Annotated in this window: 17 protein-coding genes; 8 read left to right on the plus strand and 9 right to left on the minus strand. The window is 70.0% G+C overall.

All coding sequences use genetic code 11. The features are described 5' to 3' along the window. Positions 1-89 precede the first annotated feature (89 nt). Both ACHAAJ_RS07510 and ACHAAJ_RS07515 read left to right on the plus strand, forming a co-directional pair. The gene (locus tag ACHAAJ_RS07510) at positions 90-1055 is read left to right on the plus strand and encodes a TIGR03885 family FMN-dependent LLM class oxidoreductase (RefSeq protein WP_435727400.1); all 966 of its coding nucleotides are present in this window, start codon (positions 90-92) and stop codon (positions 1053-1055) included. After that, positions 1052-2734: an alpha-amylase family protein gene (locus ACHAAJ_RS07515; RefSeq protein WP_435727401.1), complete on the plus strand. Its 1683-nt coding sequence runs from the start codon at positions 1052-1054 to the stop codon at positions 2732-2734. The genes ACHAAJ_RS07510 and ACHAAJ_RS07515 overlap by 4 nt, the downstream gene beginning before the upstream one ends. 83 nt (positions 2735-2817) lie before the next feature. On the opposite strand, the gene ACHAAJ_RS07520 is transcribed toward ACHAAJ_RS07515, so the two are convergent. The 3 genes from ACHAAJ_RS07520 to ACHAAJ_RS07530 are packed head-to-tail and all read right to left on the minus strand — an operon-like array spanning position 2818 to position 4873. Next, positions 2818-3525: a DUF3618 domain-containing protein gene (locus tag ACHAAJ_RS07520; protein WP_435727403.1), complete on the minus strand. Its 708-nt coding sequence runs from the start codon at positions 3523-3525 to the stop codon at positions 2818-2820. Then, a complete protein-coding gene (locus tag ACHAAJ_RS07525; RefSeq protein ID WP_435727405.1) occupies positions 3522-3968 on the minus strand; it encodes a phage holin family protein in 447 nt (148 codons plus the stop codon). Before ACHAAJ_RS07525 ends, ACHAAJ_RS07520 begins: the two co-directional genes overlap by 4 nt. Further along, positions 3965-4873 carry a hypothetical protein gene (locus ACHAAJ_RS07530; protein ID WP_435727406.1) on the minus strand — a complete coding sequence of 303 codons (909 nt, stop codon included), beginning with the start codon at positions 4871-4873 and terminating at the stop codon, positions 3965-3967. Before ACHAAJ_RS07530 ends, ACHAAJ_RS07525 begins: the two co-directional genes overlap by 4 nt. Before the next feature lie 393 nt (positions 4874-5266). Between ACHAAJ_RS07530 and ACHAAJ_RS07535 the strand changes: the two genes are divergently transcribed. Further along, positions 5267-5902 carry an SRPBCC family protein gene (locus ACHAAJ_RS07535; protein ID WP_435727408.1) on the plus strand — a complete coding sequence of 212 codons (636 nt, stop codon included), beginning with the start codon at positions 5267-5269 and terminating at the stop codon, positions 5900-5902. A 22-nt stretch (positions 5903-5924) separates the two neighbouring features. Here ACHAAJ_RS07535 and ACHAAJ_RS07540 read toward each other — a convergent pair whose 3' ends face one another. Genes ACHAAJ_RS07540 through ACHAAJ_RS07550 form a run of 3 tightly spaced genes read right to left on the minus strand, consistent with a single transcriptional unit; the run spans position 5925 to position 8493 of the window. Beyond that, positions 5925-7244, minus strand: coding sequence for an NAD(P)/FAD-dependent oxidoreductase (locus tag ACHAAJ_RS07540; protein ID WP_435727410.1), 1320 nt, complete (start codon positions 7242-7244; stop codon positions 5925-5927). After that, on the minus strand, positions 7241-7459 hold the full coding sequence (locus tag ACHAAJ_RS07545) for a CDGSH iron-sulfur domain-containing protein (protein WP_435727411.1): 219 nt from the start codon (positions 7457-7459) through the stop codon (positions 7241-7243). The genes ACHAAJ_RS07540 and ACHAAJ_RS07545 overlap by 4 nt, the downstream gene beginning before the upstream one ends. Then, positions 7459-8493, minus strand: a complete 1035-nt coding sequence (locus ACHAAJ_RS07550; RefSeq protein WP_435727413.1) for an iron-containing redox enzyme family protein — start codon at positions 8491-8493, stop codon at positions 7459-7461. The genes ACHAAJ_RS07545 and ACHAAJ_RS07550 overlap by 1 nt, the downstream gene beginning before the upstream one ends. 423 nt (positions 8494-8916) lie before the next feature. On the opposite strand from ACHAAJ_RS07550, the gene ACHAAJ_RS07555 reads away from it, so the two are divergent. From ACHAAJ_RS07555 to ACHAAJ_RS07575, 5 genes are all read left to right on the plus strand, one after another. Beyond that, a complete protein-coding gene (locus ACHAAJ_RS07555) occupies positions 8917-10089 on the plus strand; it encodes a zinc-dependent alcohol dehydrogenase (RefSeq protein ID WP_435727415.1) in 1173 nt (390 codons plus the stop codon). A 131-nt stretch (positions 10090-10220) separates the two neighbouring features. Beyond that, the gene (locus tag ACHAAJ_RS07560) at positions 10221-11540 is read left to right on the plus strand and encodes an extracellular solute-binding protein (RefSeq protein ID WP_435727417.1); all 1320 of its coding nucleotides are present in this window, start codon (positions 10221-10223) and stop codon (positions 11538-11540) included. Continuing rightward, the gene (locus ACHAAJ_RS07565) at positions 11537-12508 is read left to right on the plus strand and encodes a carbohydrate ABC transporter permease (protein ID WP_435727419.1); all 972 of its coding nucleotides are present in this window, start codon (positions 11537-11539) and stop codon (positions 12506-12508) included. The genes ACHAAJ_RS07560 and ACHAAJ_RS07565 overlap by 4 nt, the downstream gene beginning before the upstream one ends. Beyond that, a complete protein-coding gene (locus ACHAAJ_RS07570; RefSeq protein WP_435727421.1) occupies positions 12508-13350 on the plus strand; it encodes a carbohydrate ABC transporter permease in 843 nt (280 codons plus the stop codon). Before ACHAAJ_RS07565 ends, ACHAAJ_RS07570 begins: the two co-directional genes overlap by 1 nt. 33 nt (positions 13351-13383) lie before the next feature. Then, positions 13384-14670, plus strand: a complete 1287-nt coding sequence (locus ACHAAJ_RS07575; RefSeq protein WP_435727422.1) for an ABC transporter ATP-binding protein — start codon at positions 13384-13386, stop codon at positions 14668-14670. Between the two features lie 18 nt (positions 14671-14688). Here ACHAAJ_RS07575 and ACHAAJ_RS07580 read toward each other — a convergent pair whose 3' ends face one another. The 3 genes from ACHAAJ_RS07580 to ACHAAJ_RS07590 are packed head-to-tail and all read right to left on the minus strand — an operon-like array spanning position 14689 to position 17917. Continuing rightward, entirely contained in the window at positions 14689-15411 is a 723-nt protein-coding gene (locus ACHAAJ_RS07580) for a glycosyltransferase family 2 protein (protein ID WP_435727424.1), read from the minus strand. Continuing rightward, positions 15408-16883: a PIG-L family deacetylase gene (locus ACHAAJ_RS07585; protein WP_435727426.1), complete on the minus strand. Its 1476-nt coding sequence runs from the start codon at positions 16881-16883 to the stop codon at positions 15408-15410. The genes ACHAAJ_RS07580 and ACHAAJ_RS07585 overlap by 4 nt, the downstream gene beginning before the upstream one ends. Next, on the minus strand, positions 16877-17917 hold the full coding sequence (locus ACHAAJ_RS07590; RefSeq protein ID WP_435727427.1) for an acyl-CoA dehydrogenase family protein: 1041 nt from the start codon (positions 17915-17917) through the stop codon (positions 16877-16879). Before ACHAAJ_RS07590 ends, ACHAAJ_RS07585 begins: the two co-directional genes overlap by 7 nt. Between the last annotated feature and the right edge of the window lie 102 nt (positions 17918-18019).

Consider the following 18019-nt stretch of genomic DNA (forward strand, 5'->3'; position numbering starts at 1 on the left):
GCGTTCACAGCGGGCCCCGGCGTTGCTACGGTGGGCGCTGGCGGAGGCAGTAGCTCTCTCCGCCGACGCTTCCCACGCAGGAGGACACCGTGCCCACCGTCGGATTCCACGCCTCGCACGAGCAGATCGGGCCCGCGCAACTGCTGGAGGACGTGCGGCTGGCGGAAGCGGCGGGGTTCGGGGCGGCCATGTGCTCAGACCACCTCCACCCGTGGAGCGAGGCCCAGGGGCACTCCGGAAACGCGTGGGCCTGGCTCGGCGCGGCACTGGCCTCGACCGGGCTGCGTTTCGGGACGGTCACCGCCCCGGGCCAGCGCTACCACCCGGCCATCACGGCCCAGGCCGCCGCCACCCTGGCGGTCATGTTCCCCGGGCGCTTCTGGATGGCCACCGGAACGGGGGAGAACCTCAACGAATCCGTCACCGGCGACCCCTGGCCGCCCAAGGACGTGCGCCAGGACCGCCTCGAGGAGTGCGTCGACGTGATGCGCCGGCTCTTCGCCGGCGGGGAGGTCACGCACCGCGGCCTGGTGACGGTTGAATCCGCGCGGCTCTGGGACGTCCCGGCGACCCCGCCGCCGATGTTGGTTCCCGCGGTCAGCACCGCGACGGCGGCCCGCGGGGCGGCGTGGGCGGACGGGCTGATCACCATCAACCAGCCGGTGGGGAAGCTCCGGGACATCCTCGAGTCCTACCGCGGGGCGGGCGGGACCGGCCCGGCGTGCCTGCAGGTGCACCTGTGCTGGGCGCCCACCGAGCGGGAGGCCGAGGGCATCGCCATGGACCAGTGGCGCGCCAACGTGGTGTCGCCGCCGGTGACGTGGGACCTGCCGACCACAGCGCACTTCGACTCGCTGGCCACGCGGACGACGCCGGACGACGTCCGCTCCGGCGTGCTGGTTTCGGCCGACCTCGGCGAGCACGCGGAGAAGCTGGCCGAACTCGCGGCCGTGGGTTTCGACGAGATCTACCTGCACCACGTGGGAACCGAACAGGCGCCGTTCATCCGGGCCTTCGGCGAGCACGTCCTGCCCCGACTGAAGGACACCCCGTGAAGCTCACCGACACGTCCGACCTGTGGTGGAAGACCGCCGTCATCTACTGCGCCGACGTCGAAAGGTTCCTCGACACGGACGGCAACGGGATCGGGGACCTCCAGGGGCTGGGCCGGCGGATCGACTATCTCGCCGAGCTGGGGGTCACCTGCCTGTGGCTGATGCCGTTCTATCCCACGCCCAACCGCGACGACGGCTACGACATCACGGACTTCTACGGCGTCGACCCCCGGCTGGGCAGCCTCGGGGACCTGACGGAGGTGCTGCGCACGGCGAAGAACCGCGGCATCCGCGTCATCGCGGATCTGGTGGTCAACCACACCTCCAACCAGCACCCGTGGTTCGTCGAGGCGCGCTCCAACCCGGACAGCGACGAGCACGACTACTACGTGTGGCGCACCGACAAGCCCGGGGACACGTCGGAGATGGTGGTGTTTCCCGGTCAGCAGAAGGGGATCTGGACCAAGGACCGCAAGGCCGGAAAGTGGTACCTTCACCGCTTCTACCGGCACCAGCCCGACCTCAACCTCGGGAACACCGCCGTCCGCGACGAGATCGCCAAGGTCGTCGGCTTCTGGCTGCGTCTCGGGTTCGACGGGTTCCGCGTGGACGCCGTGCCCCAGCTGCTCACCGTTGGGCTGCGCGACGAGCTCGAGGACGAGGGGATGTCCGAGCCGCACGAGGTCCTGCGCGACCTGCGCGCGTTCATGGGACGGCGCAACGGCGACGCCGTGCTCCTGGGCGAGGTCAACCTCCCGTACAAGGAGCAGCTCGCGCTCTTCGGCAGCCCCGGCGCCCCCGAGCTCGACCTGATCTTCGATTTCGTGGCGATGCAGAACCTGTACCTTTCACTGGCGAGGAACGACGCCGGACCCCTCTCCGCGGCGCTGAAGGCGCGCCCTGAGATTCCGCGGGAGTCCCAGTGGGCGGTCTTCGTGCGCAACCACGACGAGCTCACCCTCGACCAGCTCACGGAGTCCGAACGGCACGAGGTTTTCGCGGCGTTCGGCCCCGAGCCCCGGCACCAGGTCTTCGACCGGGGGCTCCGCCGAAGGCTGCCGCCTATGCTGGACGGCGACGGGGACCGGCTGCGGATGGTGTACTCGCTGATGTTCTCCCTCCCCGGAACGCCCGCGCTCTACTACGGCGAGGAGATCGGGATGGCCGAAAACGCCGAGATCGAGGGCCGGATGGCGGTGCGCACCCCGATGCAGTGGACGCCCGCCGAGGGCGGCGGATTCTCCACGGCGCCGCCCGGGGACTACACCGCGCCGATGGTGGAGGGGAAATTCGGTCCCGACCGCGTCAACGTCGAAGACGCGCGGAACGACCCCGACTCGCTCTTCCACTTCTTCCGGAACATGATCCACCTCTACCGGCGGTGCCCCGAACTGGGGTGGGGCACCGCCGAAGTACTGCAGCAGCCCAGGGCCGCGGTCCTCGCACACGTGTCCCGCACGCCCGATTCGTATCTGCTCGCCGTGCACAACCTTTCGCCGGATAAGGTGTCGACGTCGTTCAAGCTCCCCGGGGGCCTGGAGGGGGACCTGCTGGCCCGCCTTCTGGGCAGTGGGCTTCCCGACGGGGGACTGGTGGTGGGGAAGGACAGCGTCGTCGACCTCGAGATCGGACCCTGGGGCTACGCCTGGTTCAAGCCGTCCACCGACGGGCTGGAGTGAAAGCACTCCGGTGTTTTAAAGCCCGAAGGGCGGTGCCCCGGTCCACTGACCGGAACACCGCCCTCGAGAGCGGAAGCGGCGGCCTAGAGGTGGCGGCCGTCCCCGCCCGCGGCGCCGTCCCAGCTCTCGGAACCTTCACCGGCAGTGGTACCGCCGCCCGTCGAGTCGCCGGTGGATCCGCCACCGGCGGAACCCACGTTCGACTTTGCCTCCTTGGCCCGATCGGCGACGTCGTGCGCGCCGGTCCGGGCCTCTCCCTTGACCTTGTCGGCTGAGTCCGTGGCGGTCGACTTCACCGATTCGGCGGCCTGTCGCGCCGGCTCCTTAAGGTCCTCGGCCACCTCCTTGGCGACGTTGGACACCTCCTCCTTCAGCGGCTCCGCCTTCTGCTTCAAGGCCGCGGCGGCCTCCCGCTCCTTCTGGCTGGCGGGAACCAGCGATGCCGCCAGCATTCCCGCGCCGAAGGCGATCAGCCCGGCGGCCAAGGGGTTGCCCTTGGTCTGCTGGATGACCTGCTGCGGGGCGTCCTGCACCGCGCGTCCGGCGTCGTGCATCGAGCCGTGCACCGAATCGTTGGCGCTGTGCAACTTGTCCGACGTCGTGCCCTTGGCGCTGTCCGCGCTGCCCATCACGGAGTCGCGGACCTTGCTCACGGCCCCGCGCACCTTGTCCGTCTGGCGGTGGGCGATCGAGGACGGGCTGACCTTGTCGGACAGCGCGTCGACGTCGTAGCTGACTTCCCGGCGGGTGCGTTCGATGTCCGCGCGGATCTCATCTGGTGTCTGGCTCATGGCGTGGTCTCACCTGGTTTCATCGTTGGGGGGATTTCCTTGACGGTGGCCGTCGTTTGGGGGAGGCCCTTGACTGCCTTCAGCTGCTTCTTGCCCACGGCGGCGAGCACCGCGGCGGCGATGCCCCACAGGGCCGCGACGATCAGCGCGGACCAGCCGAGGTGCATCAGCGAACCCAACGCCCACATCAGGGCGAGGGAGAGGAACGACAGGACGAAGATCGCCGCGACCCCCGCCCCGGCGAGCATCCCGGCGCCCTTTCCGGCGGTGGTCGCCGACTCCTTCATCTCGGCCTTGGCCAGATCGACTTCCTGGCGCATCAGCGTGGACAGGTCGCGCGTCAGCTCCCCGAACAGCTCACCCAGAGAGGAGTTTTCCGCGCGCTCGGTGGGTGGAACGGGGGGGACACCGGTGGTCGGCGTGCCCTGTTGGTAGTCGCTCATGGCCGCGGGTACCCCCGATCCGGGTCCGCCGGCAGGTCCACCGGGAAACGATCCGCCTCCCCGACGTCGGTCCCGGACTGCGCGCCGGTCACGGTCGGGGACTCGAAGCCGGTGTCCTTGGCGCCGTAGGTTTCCGCCGGCGGGTACGTATCCGCGGGTGGGCGGACCGGTTCCGGCGGCGTGTTCACACCCGAGTACGACGCCGGCGAACCCGACGTACCGCCGGAGGCGCCGCCGTCGTTCGAGTCCGGTCCGGTCATGCCGCGTGCCAAGCGCCCGGCCAGCAGGCCGGCTCCGGCCGCCACCGCAAGGAACACGCCGGGACGGCGCCGCGCGAAGCCCCTGACGTCATCGAGCAGCGATCCGGGGTCGCGGCCGTCGAGCCACTCGGCGGCGTCGCCGGCCTTCCCCGCGGCCTGGCCCACCAGCGAACTCGCGGTGCCGCCAGCCTGCGAACCGTCGGCCATGCTCCGAAGCTCGTCGCTGATGGCCCGGAGCCCCTGCGCGGCGCGCTGCTGCTGCGCGCCGGCCTGGGACTTGAGGTCCGAGCCGAGCTCGCCGACGAGGTTGCGCGCCTGCTCCTTGGCTTCCTGGGCCACCTTGCCGGCCTCCTCCTTCGCCGTGTGGCCGACCTGCTTTGCGGTCTCCGCGCCTTCGTGGCCCACCTGGCGGGCCTCGTCCTTGGCTGCGCTCTTCGTGTCCTGGCCGCCGGACGAGCCAGTGCCACCGGACGTGCCCGTACCGGCCGCGGACGGTGCGCCCTGGACGCCGTGGTTGGTCAGGGGTCCGGCCGGCGGCTCGGTGAAGGGATCGTCGGGGACAACGGCTGCCGACTCCAGCGGATCGGTGCCGCCTGTCGTCGTTGTGGGGCGGGACGGGTCCCGCGAAAAATCCTGTGTGCTCATGGTGCTGTCTCCAATGGGTCGGTTTTATCTCGGGGGTGTACGAGCAAGCCCTGACGTGCATCCCACGAAGCGGTTACCCGCCCGTGTCGACGCCCTGGATCCTGGGGCCGAAATTCATGGGTTCTCCTCTTTCTTTCCGGCGGCTCCAACCCCGGGCGGGGTCGGGACGCTCGGAAAACATCAGTGGTACAACGTCCGACGCTGGAGAGCTAAGCACGCCGATACGGGCTCTGCAATACCAAGAACGCAGGTCTTGACGCAGGTGGGGTGGGCCTGTCTACGGTGGGCGAACCGGCACTGCTCGCCGCCTTCTGGCGTGGGCCAGCGTCGGTTTGGCACAGAGCGACATCCCGCAAATGTTCCCCTGGGGGAACGGAAAACGAGGAGGATCACGTGGCCTTTGTTGAAGAGGAAATCAGCGTCGACGTACCGGTGAACACCGCATACAACCAGTGGACGCAGTTCGAGTCCTTTCCGGAATTCATGGGTGGGGTGGAGAGCGTCACGCAACTGGACGAGACCACGAACCACTGGGTGACCAAGATCGGCGGCGTGGAACGGGAATTCGACACCCGCATCGTCGAGCAGGAACCGGACCGCGTGGTCGCCTGGGAGAGCGTCGAGGGGAAGGGCCATGCCGGCGTCGTGCGTTTCGAGGCCCTCGGCGGCGGAAACGATCCCTACCGCGAGCCCGACGCAGGAACCGCGCCGGTTGCGCCCGCCGCGGAACTTGCCCCGGATCTGAGCACCGGCCTCCAGCCCGTCCCCGCCACGGCAGGCACTCCCGAAACGGGCGCGAACCCGGCGGGCGAGGCGCGCGAGCGGACCCGGGTCTCCGTGCGGATCACGTGGGACGACGAGACCGTGGTCGAAAAGGTGGGACAGGCCCTGCACATCGACTCCATGCAGGTGAAGTCGGACCTCAAGAACTTCAAGAAGTTCATCGAATCCCGTGGCGGCGAAACCGGAGGCTGGCGCGGCCACGTCGACGGCTCGACATTCGACGGCGGTCCGACCCGGTCCGTCTAGGGGCGCCGCCCGGCAACCGGGGTCAGGCGATACCGAGGCTCCCGCGCTCCGCGCACGGGAGCCTCGCCGCGTCGTGAACCGACGTGTCGGAAACATCTCCCGTGCAGGCCGGTGCAGCCGCGCCCAGCGGCCCGTCGCCGTTGTCCTTGGCACCGTCCTCCGTCGCCCGGACGACCTTCAACGCCGCGGCCACGGAGTTCGTCATGCCCCACTTGGCGTAGCCGGTCGCAACCAGGACCGTTTCGGTGCGCCGCGAGGGATTGGGGACGGGGCCGGCGACGGGGAAACCGCGCACCGGGTTGTACTCCTCGGCGGACCACGCGTGCGTGCGGACCATCCCCGGGAACGCCCGGTTGGTCCAGTCCTCGATCTCCGCACAAATCCTTCCCGCGTCCCGGTCGCGGCCCCGCCGCACGTTGCCGCCGCCGACGATCAGCCGTTCGATCCCGTCTCCCGGCATCGCCGTCCGCAACGACCGCGACGGGCCGTCGACGGACACGAGCATGTCCTTGGGGTAGGACGCCGCCGCGGGGTCCGTGGCATGAAAGGCCGCCGCATGGGCCCGTCCGGTGCGTCCGGCGGTGGCCAGGGCGGGCCACGCCGTCCCGCCGGGCGCTGCGGTTTTGGCGGCGACGACGACGCGGCGCGCGAGCACCGTGCGCGTCTTGGGCATGCCGGGGGAGCGTGGCTCCTGCGTGGGCTCCAGAACCAGGGATGCGACCGGTCCCGAGGCAACGCCGAGCAACCGCGTGCCGGTGACGACCATCCCTTCGAGCCTGCGCACTTCGTCCACGGCCGCGGCCAGGAAGTCCATGGGGTCGAATTGGTATTGGTCCGGCAACGCGATCCCGCCGGCGAAACAGAACGGCAGGTCGACGTCGCCCGGGCCGAGCCGCTGGGGGGCGAGACCCGCGTCCCCTAGCGCGCGGAAGTCGTCCTCAAGGCCATCGAGGCCCTGGCCCGTCTGGGAGAAGGAAACCGCGCGACGCCGCTGCAGTTCGACGCCGCTCTCCTCGCAAAAGCGAGCCAGCCAGTCGATGGCCTCCAGGTTCGCCTTCAGGAAGGACGCCGCCGTGGCGCGGCCATGGCGCCGGACGATGCGGCCCAGCCGGTTCCCGTGCAGGACCGTGACCTGGCCGGTGGCATTGCCGGTGGTGCCCGCGCCGAGGTAGCGCGGTTCCACGACGAGCGTGCGGTGGCCGGCGCGGGAAAGCGCGACGGCGGTCGTCAGCCCGGTCATGCCGGCACCGACGACGACGGCGTCGAAGAATTCGTTGTCCAGCCCGAACGTGGGATCTCCCGCGATGGGTTCGCGCCCGGCGAGCCAGAGGGACGGGTTCACGACCGTTCCTTGGGTGCTTTCCCGAACTTGGAGAGCTTGTGCGAACCGTCGCACAGGGGCTTGATGGCGGATGCGCCGCAGCGGCAGAGCGCGACCGTTTCTCGGTGGTTCTCGATCGGATTCCCGTCGCCATCGAGCAGCTCCACCGGGCCGCGCACCAGCAGCGGACCCCGCGGGCAGACCATAATCGAAGCAGGTTCCTGGCGGGCCGTCATCAGGCGGCCTCCAAGGCGGGCAGGGGAAGCCGGAGCGAGGTGCCGCCCACGGCCCACGCCTCCATCTGCCACGTCCCGACGAGTTCGTCGAGCAGGCACACCGTCGCCGCCCCGAAGAAGACGTCGCTGGCGAGGCGCGGGTCCTCCTCGATGAGGCCCCCCGCGAGGTCGCGTCCGGCGATCTGTTCGTGGACGGCGTCGGCCTCGACGTGCTCGTCGAAATAGTCGGTGACGGGAGAACCGAAGCCGAGTCGGCGGAAACCGCGCGCGTACTTCGCGTTGGGGATGGAGGAGGTCATCTCGTAGATCGCCAGATGCCCGGCGATCGCCCCGCGCAGCCTCCGCTGCAACCCGAAGAGCGACATGGCGTTGACCGAGGCCAGCGTAATGGCAGGGATGAAATCGAGGTAGGCGCCGAAGTCGCTGCGCAACCCGAGTCCCTGCATGGTGCGGGCAAACAACTGGGAGTGCATCTGGCCCGGCCGGCCGCCGCCGTATTCGTCGGCCTGGATCTCCACCATCGCCGATTTCGCGCGGCCGGAGAGCCGGGGGATGGCCCACGTGTGTGGATCCGCCTCCTTGAGCTGGTAGGCGGACTTGTGGACCAGGAACTCGCGGAGCTGGGGGACGTCCGCGTGGCGGGCAACGTAGTCGGAGACGGAGGGTCCCCCGCCGGCGGCAGCCATTGCGAACAGGCGGTCGGCCACATCCTGGGCTCCGCGTGGCAGACGTTCCTGGGCGGACACGCCGTCCCGCAGCCGGCCCTCGAAGGCCTCCTCGAGCCGGGCCCGGGCGGCAAGCAGCGGGGGGTGCCACTCCCAGCGGTCGTTGACGTCGTCGATGCCCGAATAGTGCAGCTCGTAGAGGCACAGCAGCGCCAGTTGCGCGTCGTCGTCGTACAGGATGTCCCCGTGCGCACGGAGGGACCGGTCAAGGGCCGCGTCCAGGTGCGGAAGGGGATCCGCTAAGTCGTTGCGCCCCAACGCATCGAAGAGCGCTCGCGTCATGGGACCTCGGGTGGCGGGTAGCTGCATGGGGTCTCCTTCGTCGAGTCGGTGGCGGACGCGCCGGCGGTGACGAACGGCTCCCGCGTCGGCGCCGGGTGCGCGCCCCCGAAAACCAGGTCGGCGCCGTTAGAAACGGAGGACCGGGTGCCCCGGGGGGCTGGCCCACCATTGCATGCGTCCATGTCAAAGTAAACACTTGTGCACGCCCGTCCTCGGTACGGGATTCCGGGTGTGCGCAGGTCCCGCGGGTTCGCGCGGGACACCGTTTTTACAGTGTAAACTTCGGCGTGCCGCCGCGTCCACACACCGGGCCGCGCACGCAAGTCTTCACACCCGCTCCCCCGGATGTTTGACTGCCCACGGGCCGGCCCGTCCATGGCCGGCCGGGGACGGAGCGATGGCCCACCCACGGCATTGAGCCCGCCCACGCAACCGAACCGGGAGGACCCCATGAAGGCACTCGTTTGGCAAGGCAAGCGCAGCATCGGCTACGAGGACGTACCGGATCCGGCGATCACCGAACCGGGAGACGCGATCGTGCGCATCACCTCGACGGCGATCTGCGGCTCCGATCTCCACCTCTACGAGCTGATGGGTCCCTACATGAACGCGGGCGACGTCCTGGGCCACGAGCCCATGGGAATCGTCGAGGAGGTCGGCGCCGGCGTCACCCGCCTGAAGGTGGGCGACCGCGTGGTGATCCCCTTCAACATCTCTTGCGGGCACTGCTGGATGTGCGAACGCGGGCTCCAGTCCCAATGCGAGACCACCCAGGTCCGCGCCAAGGGCAAGGGCGCGGCCCTCTTCGGTTTCTCGGAGCTGTACGGCAGCGTCCCCGGCGGCCAGGCGGAGCTCCTGCGGGTGCCCCACGCCGACTACGGGGCCGTGGTGGTGGGCACTGAACTGCCCGACCACCGGTACCTCTTCCTCTCCGACATCCTGCCGACGGCCTGGCAGGGAGTCGACTACGCCAACGTGCCCGAGGGCGGGACACTCGCCGTCTTCGGCCTCGGCCCGGTCGGCCAGCTCGCCGCCCGCATCGGCAAGCACCGCGGCTACCGCGTCATCGCCGTCGACCCGGTGCGGGAGCGCCGGGACATGGCCGCGCGCCACGGCATCGAGACGTTGGACTTCACCAAGGACGTCGCCGGGGAGCTGCAGGAGGCGACCCGGCGCGGGCCCGACGGCGTGCTCGACGCCGTCGGCATGGAGGCCCACGGCTCGCCGACGGCCACCATCCTGCAACAGGCCACCGGACTGCTTCCGGACAAGGTCGCCCAGCTCGCCATGGAAACGGCGTCGGTGGACCGGACCGCGGTCCTGCACACCGCCATCAAGGCCGTGCGCCGCGGCGGGACGCTCTCGGTGACCGGGGTCTACAGCGGACAGGCGACACCGATGCCGCTGCTGGACCTGTTCGACAAGCAGATCGAAATCCGGCAGGGGCAGTGCAACGTGCGGCGTTGGACCGACACCCTGCTGCCCTTGGCGGAGGACCCCGCGGACCCGTTGGGTCTCGACGACCTGGTGACGCACACCGCCGGGCTGGACCGGGGTCCGGAGCTCTACGCGACGTTCCAGAAGAAGCAGGATGGCTGCGTCAAGGTGGTGCTCCGGCCCTAGTCAACGTCGCCGCGCCCGTATTCGGCGAAACTGTGGTCAAACGGCGGCTGTCGTTCTAGGGTCACCAGTAGGGCTGAAGGCGAAACCAGGATGCCGCCGGCCTTTTCGCGAAGATGTGGAGGCCTGTGCCAATGCCGATTCAATCCAGACCACCCGAGGCGAGCGGCCGGGGGCGGAAGACCGCGGCCGCGGCCATGGCCATGGCCGGCCTGCTTCTGGCGGGATGCGCCCCCGCGGACGGGGGCGCTCCGGTGCTGACGTGGTACATCAACCCGGACGACGGCGGCCAGGCCGCCATCGCCGAACGCTGCACCTCGCAGGCGAACGGGGACTACACGATCGAAACGTCGCTGCTGCCCTCGGACGCGTCCTCGCAGCGCGAGCAACTAGCGCGCCGTCTCGCCGCCGGTGACGCGTCGATGGACATCATGAGCCTCGATCCGCCGTTCATTCCCGAGCTTGCCGAACCGGGTTTCCTGGCGCCGGTGCCGGAGGAGACGGTCGCCGCCACCACGGCGAACACCCTGGAGGGAGCGCTCGCCGGAGCCACGTGGAAGGACACCGTGGTCACGGTGCCGTTCTGGGCGAACACGCAGATCCTCTGGTACCGCAAGTCCGTGGCGGAGGCCGCCGGCCTGGACATGTCCAAGCCGGTCACCTGGGACCAGATCATCGACGCGGCGCGCGACCAGGACAAGTACTTGGGCGTCCAGGGCGCCCTCGCCGAGTCGATGACCGTATGGGTCAACGCGCTCGTCGAATCCGGCGGCGGCCAGATCCTGGAAAACCCGGAGGCTTCGGCCGACGAACTCCAGCTCGGTCTCGAATCGGAGGCCGGCCGCAAGGCCGCGGAGATCGTCGGAACCATCGGCTCCGACGGGCTGGGAAGCCCGGGACTGCCCACGCAGGCGGAAAACGAGTCCATGCTGCTGTGGCAGGGCGACAAGGGTTCCTTCATGGTCAACTGGCCGTTCGTCTGGCCGGCGACCAACGGGGCCGTCGAAGAGGGGAACCTGGACGATTCGCTGGTGGAGGACATCGGCTGGGCGCTCTACCCGCAAACCATGGAGGGACAGGATTCCGCGCCGCCGCTGGGAGGCATCAACCTGGGCGTCGGTTCCAAGAGTGAGCATCCGGACCTCGCCTACCAGGCAATCGAATGCATCGTCTCCCCGGAGAACCAGGTCGAGTACTTCGTCACCAACGGCAACCCGCCGTCGGACTCCACGGCCTACGACGACCCGTCGATCGTCGAGAAGTTCCCCATGGCGGACACCATCCGCCAGTCGCTGGAGCAGTCCGCGCCGCGGCCCCAGACGCCGTACTACAACGAGGTCTCCACGGGCATCCAGCAGAACTGGGCCCCGCCGTCGGGCGTGAACCCGGACCGGACGCCGGAATCCACCACCGAATTCATCGTCGACGTCCTCCGAGGGGAGAGGTTGCTGTGAGTACCACCACCGAAGCCCGGACCGAGGGCGGCGACAAGGCGCGGCATTCCGCGCGCACGCCCGTCGTGTACAGCGAACGGCGGCGGGCCGAGCGCAGGCTGGGCTGGATGCTGGCCGGCCCCGCGTTCGCCGTCATGCTGCTGGTCACGCTGTACCCCATCCTGCAGGCCCTCTGGGACTCCCTCTTCAACTTCCGGCTCACCGCCCCCGGGGACCGCGAATTCATCGGGCTGAAGAACTACGGCACCATCCTGACCGACGCGCTGTTCTGGAAGGACCTCGGCGTCACCATGCTCATCACCGTGATCACGGTGGTGGTGGAGCTGATCCTCGGCTTCGCGCTGGCGCTGGTGATGAGCAAGGCCCTGAAGTCGCTGCGCGGGATCGTCCGCACCGCGATCCTGGTGCCCTACGGCATCATCACCGTGGTCTCCGCGTTCGCCTGGTTCTACGCGTTCGACATCAACTCCGGCTTCGTCAACAGCTGGTTCGACTGGGTGCCGGGCATCAGCGAGGACACCAACTGGTTCGCCGGGACGTGGTCCTCGCTGTTCGTCATCATGGCCTCGGAGATCTGGAAGACGACGCCGTTCATCTCCCTGCTGCTCCTCGCCGGCCTCGCGCAGGTCCCGGACGAGCTCACGGAGGCGGCGGAAGTCGACGGCGCCACCTGGTGGGAGCGGATGGTGCGGGTGATCCTGCCCAACATGAAGGCGGCGATCATGGTCGCCGTCCTGTTCAGGGCGCTGGACGCCTTCCGAATATTCGACAACGTCTTCATCATGACCGGAGGCGCGTTCGGGACGGAGGTGCTCTCCCTGCTCGCCTACCGGACATCGATCGGGCGGTTGGAGATCGGGCTTGGCTCGGCCGTCTCGGTGTTGCTGTTCCTGTGCGTGCTGATCATCTGCTTTGTCGCCATCAAGCTGTTCAAGGTGGACCTGGCCGGTTCCCGGGGGGAGAAATAATGAAAGCCTCGTCAACCAAGACCCGGCTCATCTGGGCCGCCATCACCGTCGTCGTGATGATCTACGCGCTGTTCCCGGTCGCCTCCATCCTCGCGACCTCCTTCAAGGAACCGAGCGATCTGTCGAACGGGGAGTTCCTGCCCACGAAGTGGTCGGGGATCAACTACGAACAGATCCTCGTCGGCGACGCGCAGGAACTGTTCCTGTCATCGCTGCGCAACTCGATCGGCATCGCGCTGATCGCGACGTTCGTCGCCGTCGTGCTGGCCACCCTGTGCGCCTACGCGATCGCGCGGCTGGACTTCCCGGGCAAGAAGCTCATCCTGACCACGGCCCTGGCCGTGTCCATCTTCCCGGTGATCTCCATCGTGACGCCGCTGTTCAACGTCTGGCGCACCATCGGCCTGTACGACACCTGGCTGGGCCTGATTATCCCGTACCTGTCGCTGACGCTTCCGATTTCCATCTGGACCCTGGCCGCGTTCTTCCGCCAGATCCCGTGGGAGCTGGAACAGGCGGCCCAGGTGGACGGCGCCACCACGTGGCAGGCGTTCCGCAAGGCGATCGTCCCGCTGGCGGCGCCGGGCGTGTTCACCACGGCGATCATCGCGTTCTTCATCGCCTGGAACGACTTCGTCTACGGCATCTCGCTGACGTCCACGGAGGCGGCGAGGCCGGTGCCGGCCGCGCTCGCGTTCTTCACGGGCGCGTCCCAGTTCGAATCACCCACCGGGGCCATCTCCGCCGCCGCGATCATCGTCACCATTCCGGTGGTCCTGCTGGTGCTGCTGTTCCAGCGGCAGATCGTCTCCGGCCTGACCCAGGGCGCCGTCAAGGGCTAACGCCCGGGCCCGCGAACCACAAAGGACAAAACCATGGCTTCCATCACACTGAACAACCTCGTCAAGAAGTACGACGACGGATTCCCCGCGGTCAACGACGTGTCCATCGACATCGCAGACGGCGAGTTCGTCATCCTCGTCGGGCCCTCCGGCTGCGGAAAGTCCACCCTGCTGCGCATGATCGTGGGGCTGGAGGACATCACCTCCGGCGACCTGCTGATCGACGGCAAGCGCGTCAACGAGAAGGCGCCGCGGGACCGGAACCTCGCGATGGTCTTCCAGAACTACGCCCTGTATCCGCACCTGACCGTCTACGAGAACATCGCGTTCCCGCTGCGCCTGAACAAGGGCAAGCTGAGCGAGGAGGAGGTCGACCGGCGCGTGACGACGGCGGCGAAGACGCTCGAGCTCACCGACCACCTGGAGCGCAAGCCCGGCAACCTCTCCGGCGGGCAGCGCCAGCGCGTCGCCATGGGACGGGCGATCGTCCGGCAGGCCGACGCGTTCCTGTTCGACGAGCCGCTGTCCAACCTGGACGCCAAGCTCCGCGGCCAGATGCGCGCCGAGATCTCGCAGATGCAGCGGCGCCTCGGCACCACGAGCGTCTACGTGACCCACGACCAGACGGAAGCCATGACCCTCGGGGACCGGGTCGCCGTACTCAAGAAGGGCATCCTGCAGCAGATCGCTTCGCCGCGGGAACTCTACGAGCAGCCCATCAACCTGTTCGTCGCCGGGTTCATCGGCAGCCCGTCGATGAACTTCCTTCCCGCCACGCTGAAGGGCGACTACCTTGAAACCCCGATCGGCAACATTCCGGTGCCGGAGGAGAAGGCGGCCGTGGCCCGCGACAAGAGCGTGGTCCTGCTCGGCATCCGTCCCGAGTTCTTCGAGGACGCCTCGCTGGTGGAGGACCACAAGCTGAAGAACGGCTCCAAGTTCCGGGCGGAGCTCACCCACACCGAGTGGCTCGGCAACGAACAGTACGGCTACATCGACTTCCAGCCGACGCCGGAGGTGCGGGACCTGCTCCAGGGTCTCGCCGCGGACATGGACGCCGAGGAACTGCGGCCCCAGGTCGTGGTCACGCTGGACGCCGCCAGCCGCATCCGGGGCGGCGAACCCGCCGAGCTGTGGCTGGACACCCGCCGCCTGCACATCTTCGACCCGGGAACCGGCGAGAACCTGACCCGCGACGCGGAGGCCGGGGCCGCCCTGACCAACGAGGCCACCCAGGACCGCCAGTCCCAGATCAAGCGCGCGGCGCAGGCGGCCGCGGACGGCAAGGGACCCAAGGGAGACCAGATCGGGGTTGCCTGACGGCGTCGAAACAGCGAGCTAGAGACGGGCGAGGTAGCCGGCGAATCCCCCCGGCGCCCGCCCGTCCAGGCGTCCGGACGTCACCGCGTGCAGCGCCCCGGAGGAACGGACGTCCAGGCCCGCGGCCCGGAGCGCCGCGACGAGGGCGACGTCCTCTCCCGTCCTGCTGTGCGTGAACCCGCCGACGGCGAGGTACGACGACGCGCGGACCCCGAGGTTGGCGCCGTGGACGTAGGCGTGCCCGTCCGTTCTCACGTGCCTCGCCGACCAGGCCGCGTGCCTGCGCGGGCCGAGTTCGGCCCGGTCCGGCTCGACCGTGCCGAGGACCGCGTCGGCCCCGTCGTCCGCGAATTCGAGGAACCGCTCCAGCCATACCGGGGGCACCCTGGTGTCCGCGTCGGTGCAGGCGACCCACGCGGGTTCGTCGTCGGCCACGACCGCCAACGCGGAGTGGACGCCGGCTCGGCGTGCCCGTCCGACCGACCCGTAGCCGACGTCGAGCGTGCGGATCCGCGGGTCGGCGTCCGCGGCCGCCCGGGCGATCAGTGCCGACGCGTCCGTGCAGCTGTCCAGGACCACGGTGAGCGTTACGCCGCAACCGGGCGCGGTTTCGGCGAGCCGGTCCATGGCGCCGCGCACATGCGCGATGCATGCCGCCAGGGTCCGCTCCTCGTTGCGGCACGGAACCACCACGGCCATGTGGCGAATCGGGTCGGCGGCGCTTACGGCGCCGACGCTCACGGTTCCGACCCGTCCGGTGCCCGGAACACCTCGAGCAGGAAGTCCCGCTCGCGGTGCAGGACCACCGTCTCCCAGCCCAGCAACCCGTAGGCCATGCGGTGGACCGTTTCCCCGTCGAGTTCCCATCCCTCGATGGGGTGCAGCCAGTGGCACAGCAGCAGGTCCCCGCCGTCGGCCAGCGACGCTGCGGCCCGCCGCAGCAGGACGGACAGTTCGTCCGGTCCCAGGAAATAGCCGATCTCGGAGACGACGACCAGGTCCAGGGAGCCAGGGGCCATCGCCGGCCAACCGCCGGGGAGGTCCGCGCGAACCAGCTCGACGTTGTCCAGTCCCGCCAGCCGGGTGCGCGCCTCGGCGATCGCGACCGCGCTGGCGTCCAGGCCGACCACCGTGCCGCAGCGCTCCGCGAGGGACTCCGTCAGCACGCCGATGGAACAACCGGCCTCCAACGCCGAGGCGTAGCGGCGCCGGGGCAGGGCGGCGAGCGTCACCGCCCGCTTGCGCCGCTCGTACTCGCTGGTCAGGTAGGACCACGGGTCCGGATCGCGGGTGTACAGGGCGTCGAAGACCGCGGCGGCGGACCCGGAATCGCGCCGGCCGGCGGGGCTCCAGCGGAACGTCTCCGAGGGGCGGTCGAAGTGGCTCAGAAAGCCAGGGGACAACAGCACGCCGTCGCCCGGGGCGTCGGAGAGCGGCCGGACCTGGGAGGCGTGTGCCAGCAGCGCGTCCCGCTTCGCCGCGGCGGCCCCGGCGGACAGACGCAGGCCGTGCCAGTGCGTCCATTCGGTGGTGGCCGCGGGATCGGCCCAGTGCCAGTACCAGATGGGGAACTCCAGCAGGGGGACGCCGAGCCGAGCCGCCACGCGTGCGGCCGCCGCGCCGACGGCGTCGTGGTCGGGGTGGCCGTCGAACCGGTAGGTCGCGGCGATGGTGGCCGTCGGAGCGGTTGCGGCCACGGTGGTGGCGACGGCGCCGCCGGGCAGGTGCTCCTCCACTTCGGCCGCCATCGCGGTCTCCACCGCTGCCTGTACCGCGGTCTCCACCGTTCCGGGGTGCTCGGCGATCCGCCCGTCCGGCAGGTCCAGGCTGGTCCATTCGAGGGTCCCCGTCCCCGTGCCGTCCGCCGACACTCCACGCGCGCCGGCCGCGGAGCGGCGCAGTCCGTCCATGGCGGCGGCGAACTCCGCCAACCGAATCGCGGCCAGGCGTTCGGGCGTGTGGGTGGGGGACTCCGGATGGGATGCCTCGCCGGCGCTGCACAACACCACCCGCACGTCCGCGCCGGACACGAGCGCGGCATGGATCAGGCCGGCGGCCCCGAGCGACTCGTCGTCGGGGTGCGCGGCCACGACCACCAGGCGTCCGCCCGCCCCGGGGACCGTGGTATCCGGCAGCGTCTCCAGCGAGAGGGCGCCGGCCGCGGCCCACCCGGCCTCCGGGGTGCCGTCGTCGTCGTGGCTGAACGTCACCATGCGCCGGGCCCCTCGCCGCCGAGCACCAGGGACCCCAGCGCCGCGTCGTCGCGGGCACCATGGTGTTGCCGCGTGTATAGGGTCAGGTCCGCGACCCGCCGGGCGTGCTCCGCGTCGAAGGCCAGGGGCGCGGGGCCCAGCGCCTCGCCGCAGATGGCCAGTATCCGGGCGGACACCGCGGCGATGTGCCCTCGGGCGCGGTGCGCCTCCGGCCAGCCCGCTCCGCCGCCGTCCACGGCCCGGGCCGCCTGCTCCAGCACCGCGGCTCCCGAGGCCAGCAACCGGTCCGCCTCGCCCAGCCAGGCCGTCGCCAACTGGTCCGGCGCGCGCCGGCCGGACGCCGCGAGAAGCGTCCGGTAAAGTCCCACGGAGCCGCCAAACCAGCAGGCGGCCACCCCTATTCCGCCCCACGCGAACCCTGCCCGCCGCAGGTACCAGCCGGTGTCGCCCAGGGGCTCCGCGGGCACCGAGTCGAATCCCACCGGGCCGCTGGGTACCCCGCGCAGGCCGTGGGCGCCCCACGCGCCGGGGCGCACCGCAACGCCGTCGTGCCGCAGGTCGGTCGCGAAGGCCCGCCGTCCGTCCGGCACATGGGCGGTCACGACGGCGCGGTCCACCTGCCCGGCGAGCGAGCACCAGGGCTTGTCCCCGTCCAACAGCCACGTCCCGCCGTCGCCGGGGGACGCCGCAAGGCGCGTGTCCCCGGATTCGGCGGCGTAGACGCCCCAGACGGTTCCCGGCGCCCAAGGGACCCCCGCCTGGGCGAGGATCGCCGCGGCGTCGAAATGCGGCTCGACGGCGCGGGCGGCGGCGAGGTCCACCGACGCGACCGTGGCCAAAAACTCCCACAGCGCCTTCGTTTCGCCGTTCCCGAGAAGCGGGGGAGGCATGCGTCCCGCGCGCAATTGCCGGAGCACCGGTTCCGGGTCCCCGGCGCAGCGGCCGGCGGCCTTCAAAACGTCGCCGGCCTCGGGCCACCAGGTCCGGGCGGGACCTTTTTCGTGGCCGGAGAACCGGACCTGCCGACTATCCAAGGGTGCCCCTCTCGCAACCGCTACCGTTCTGACGATTCGCCATTCCCATGCCACTTTAGCGCCGGAGGGTGCTCGCGCGGCCATACGGGGAACGGCGCCGCC

The organism is Arthrobacter arnarulunnguaqae (assembly GCF_051262515.1).
Taxonomy (GTDB): Bacteria; Actinomycetota; Actinomycetes; order Actinomycetales; family Micrococcaceae; genus Arthrobacter_N.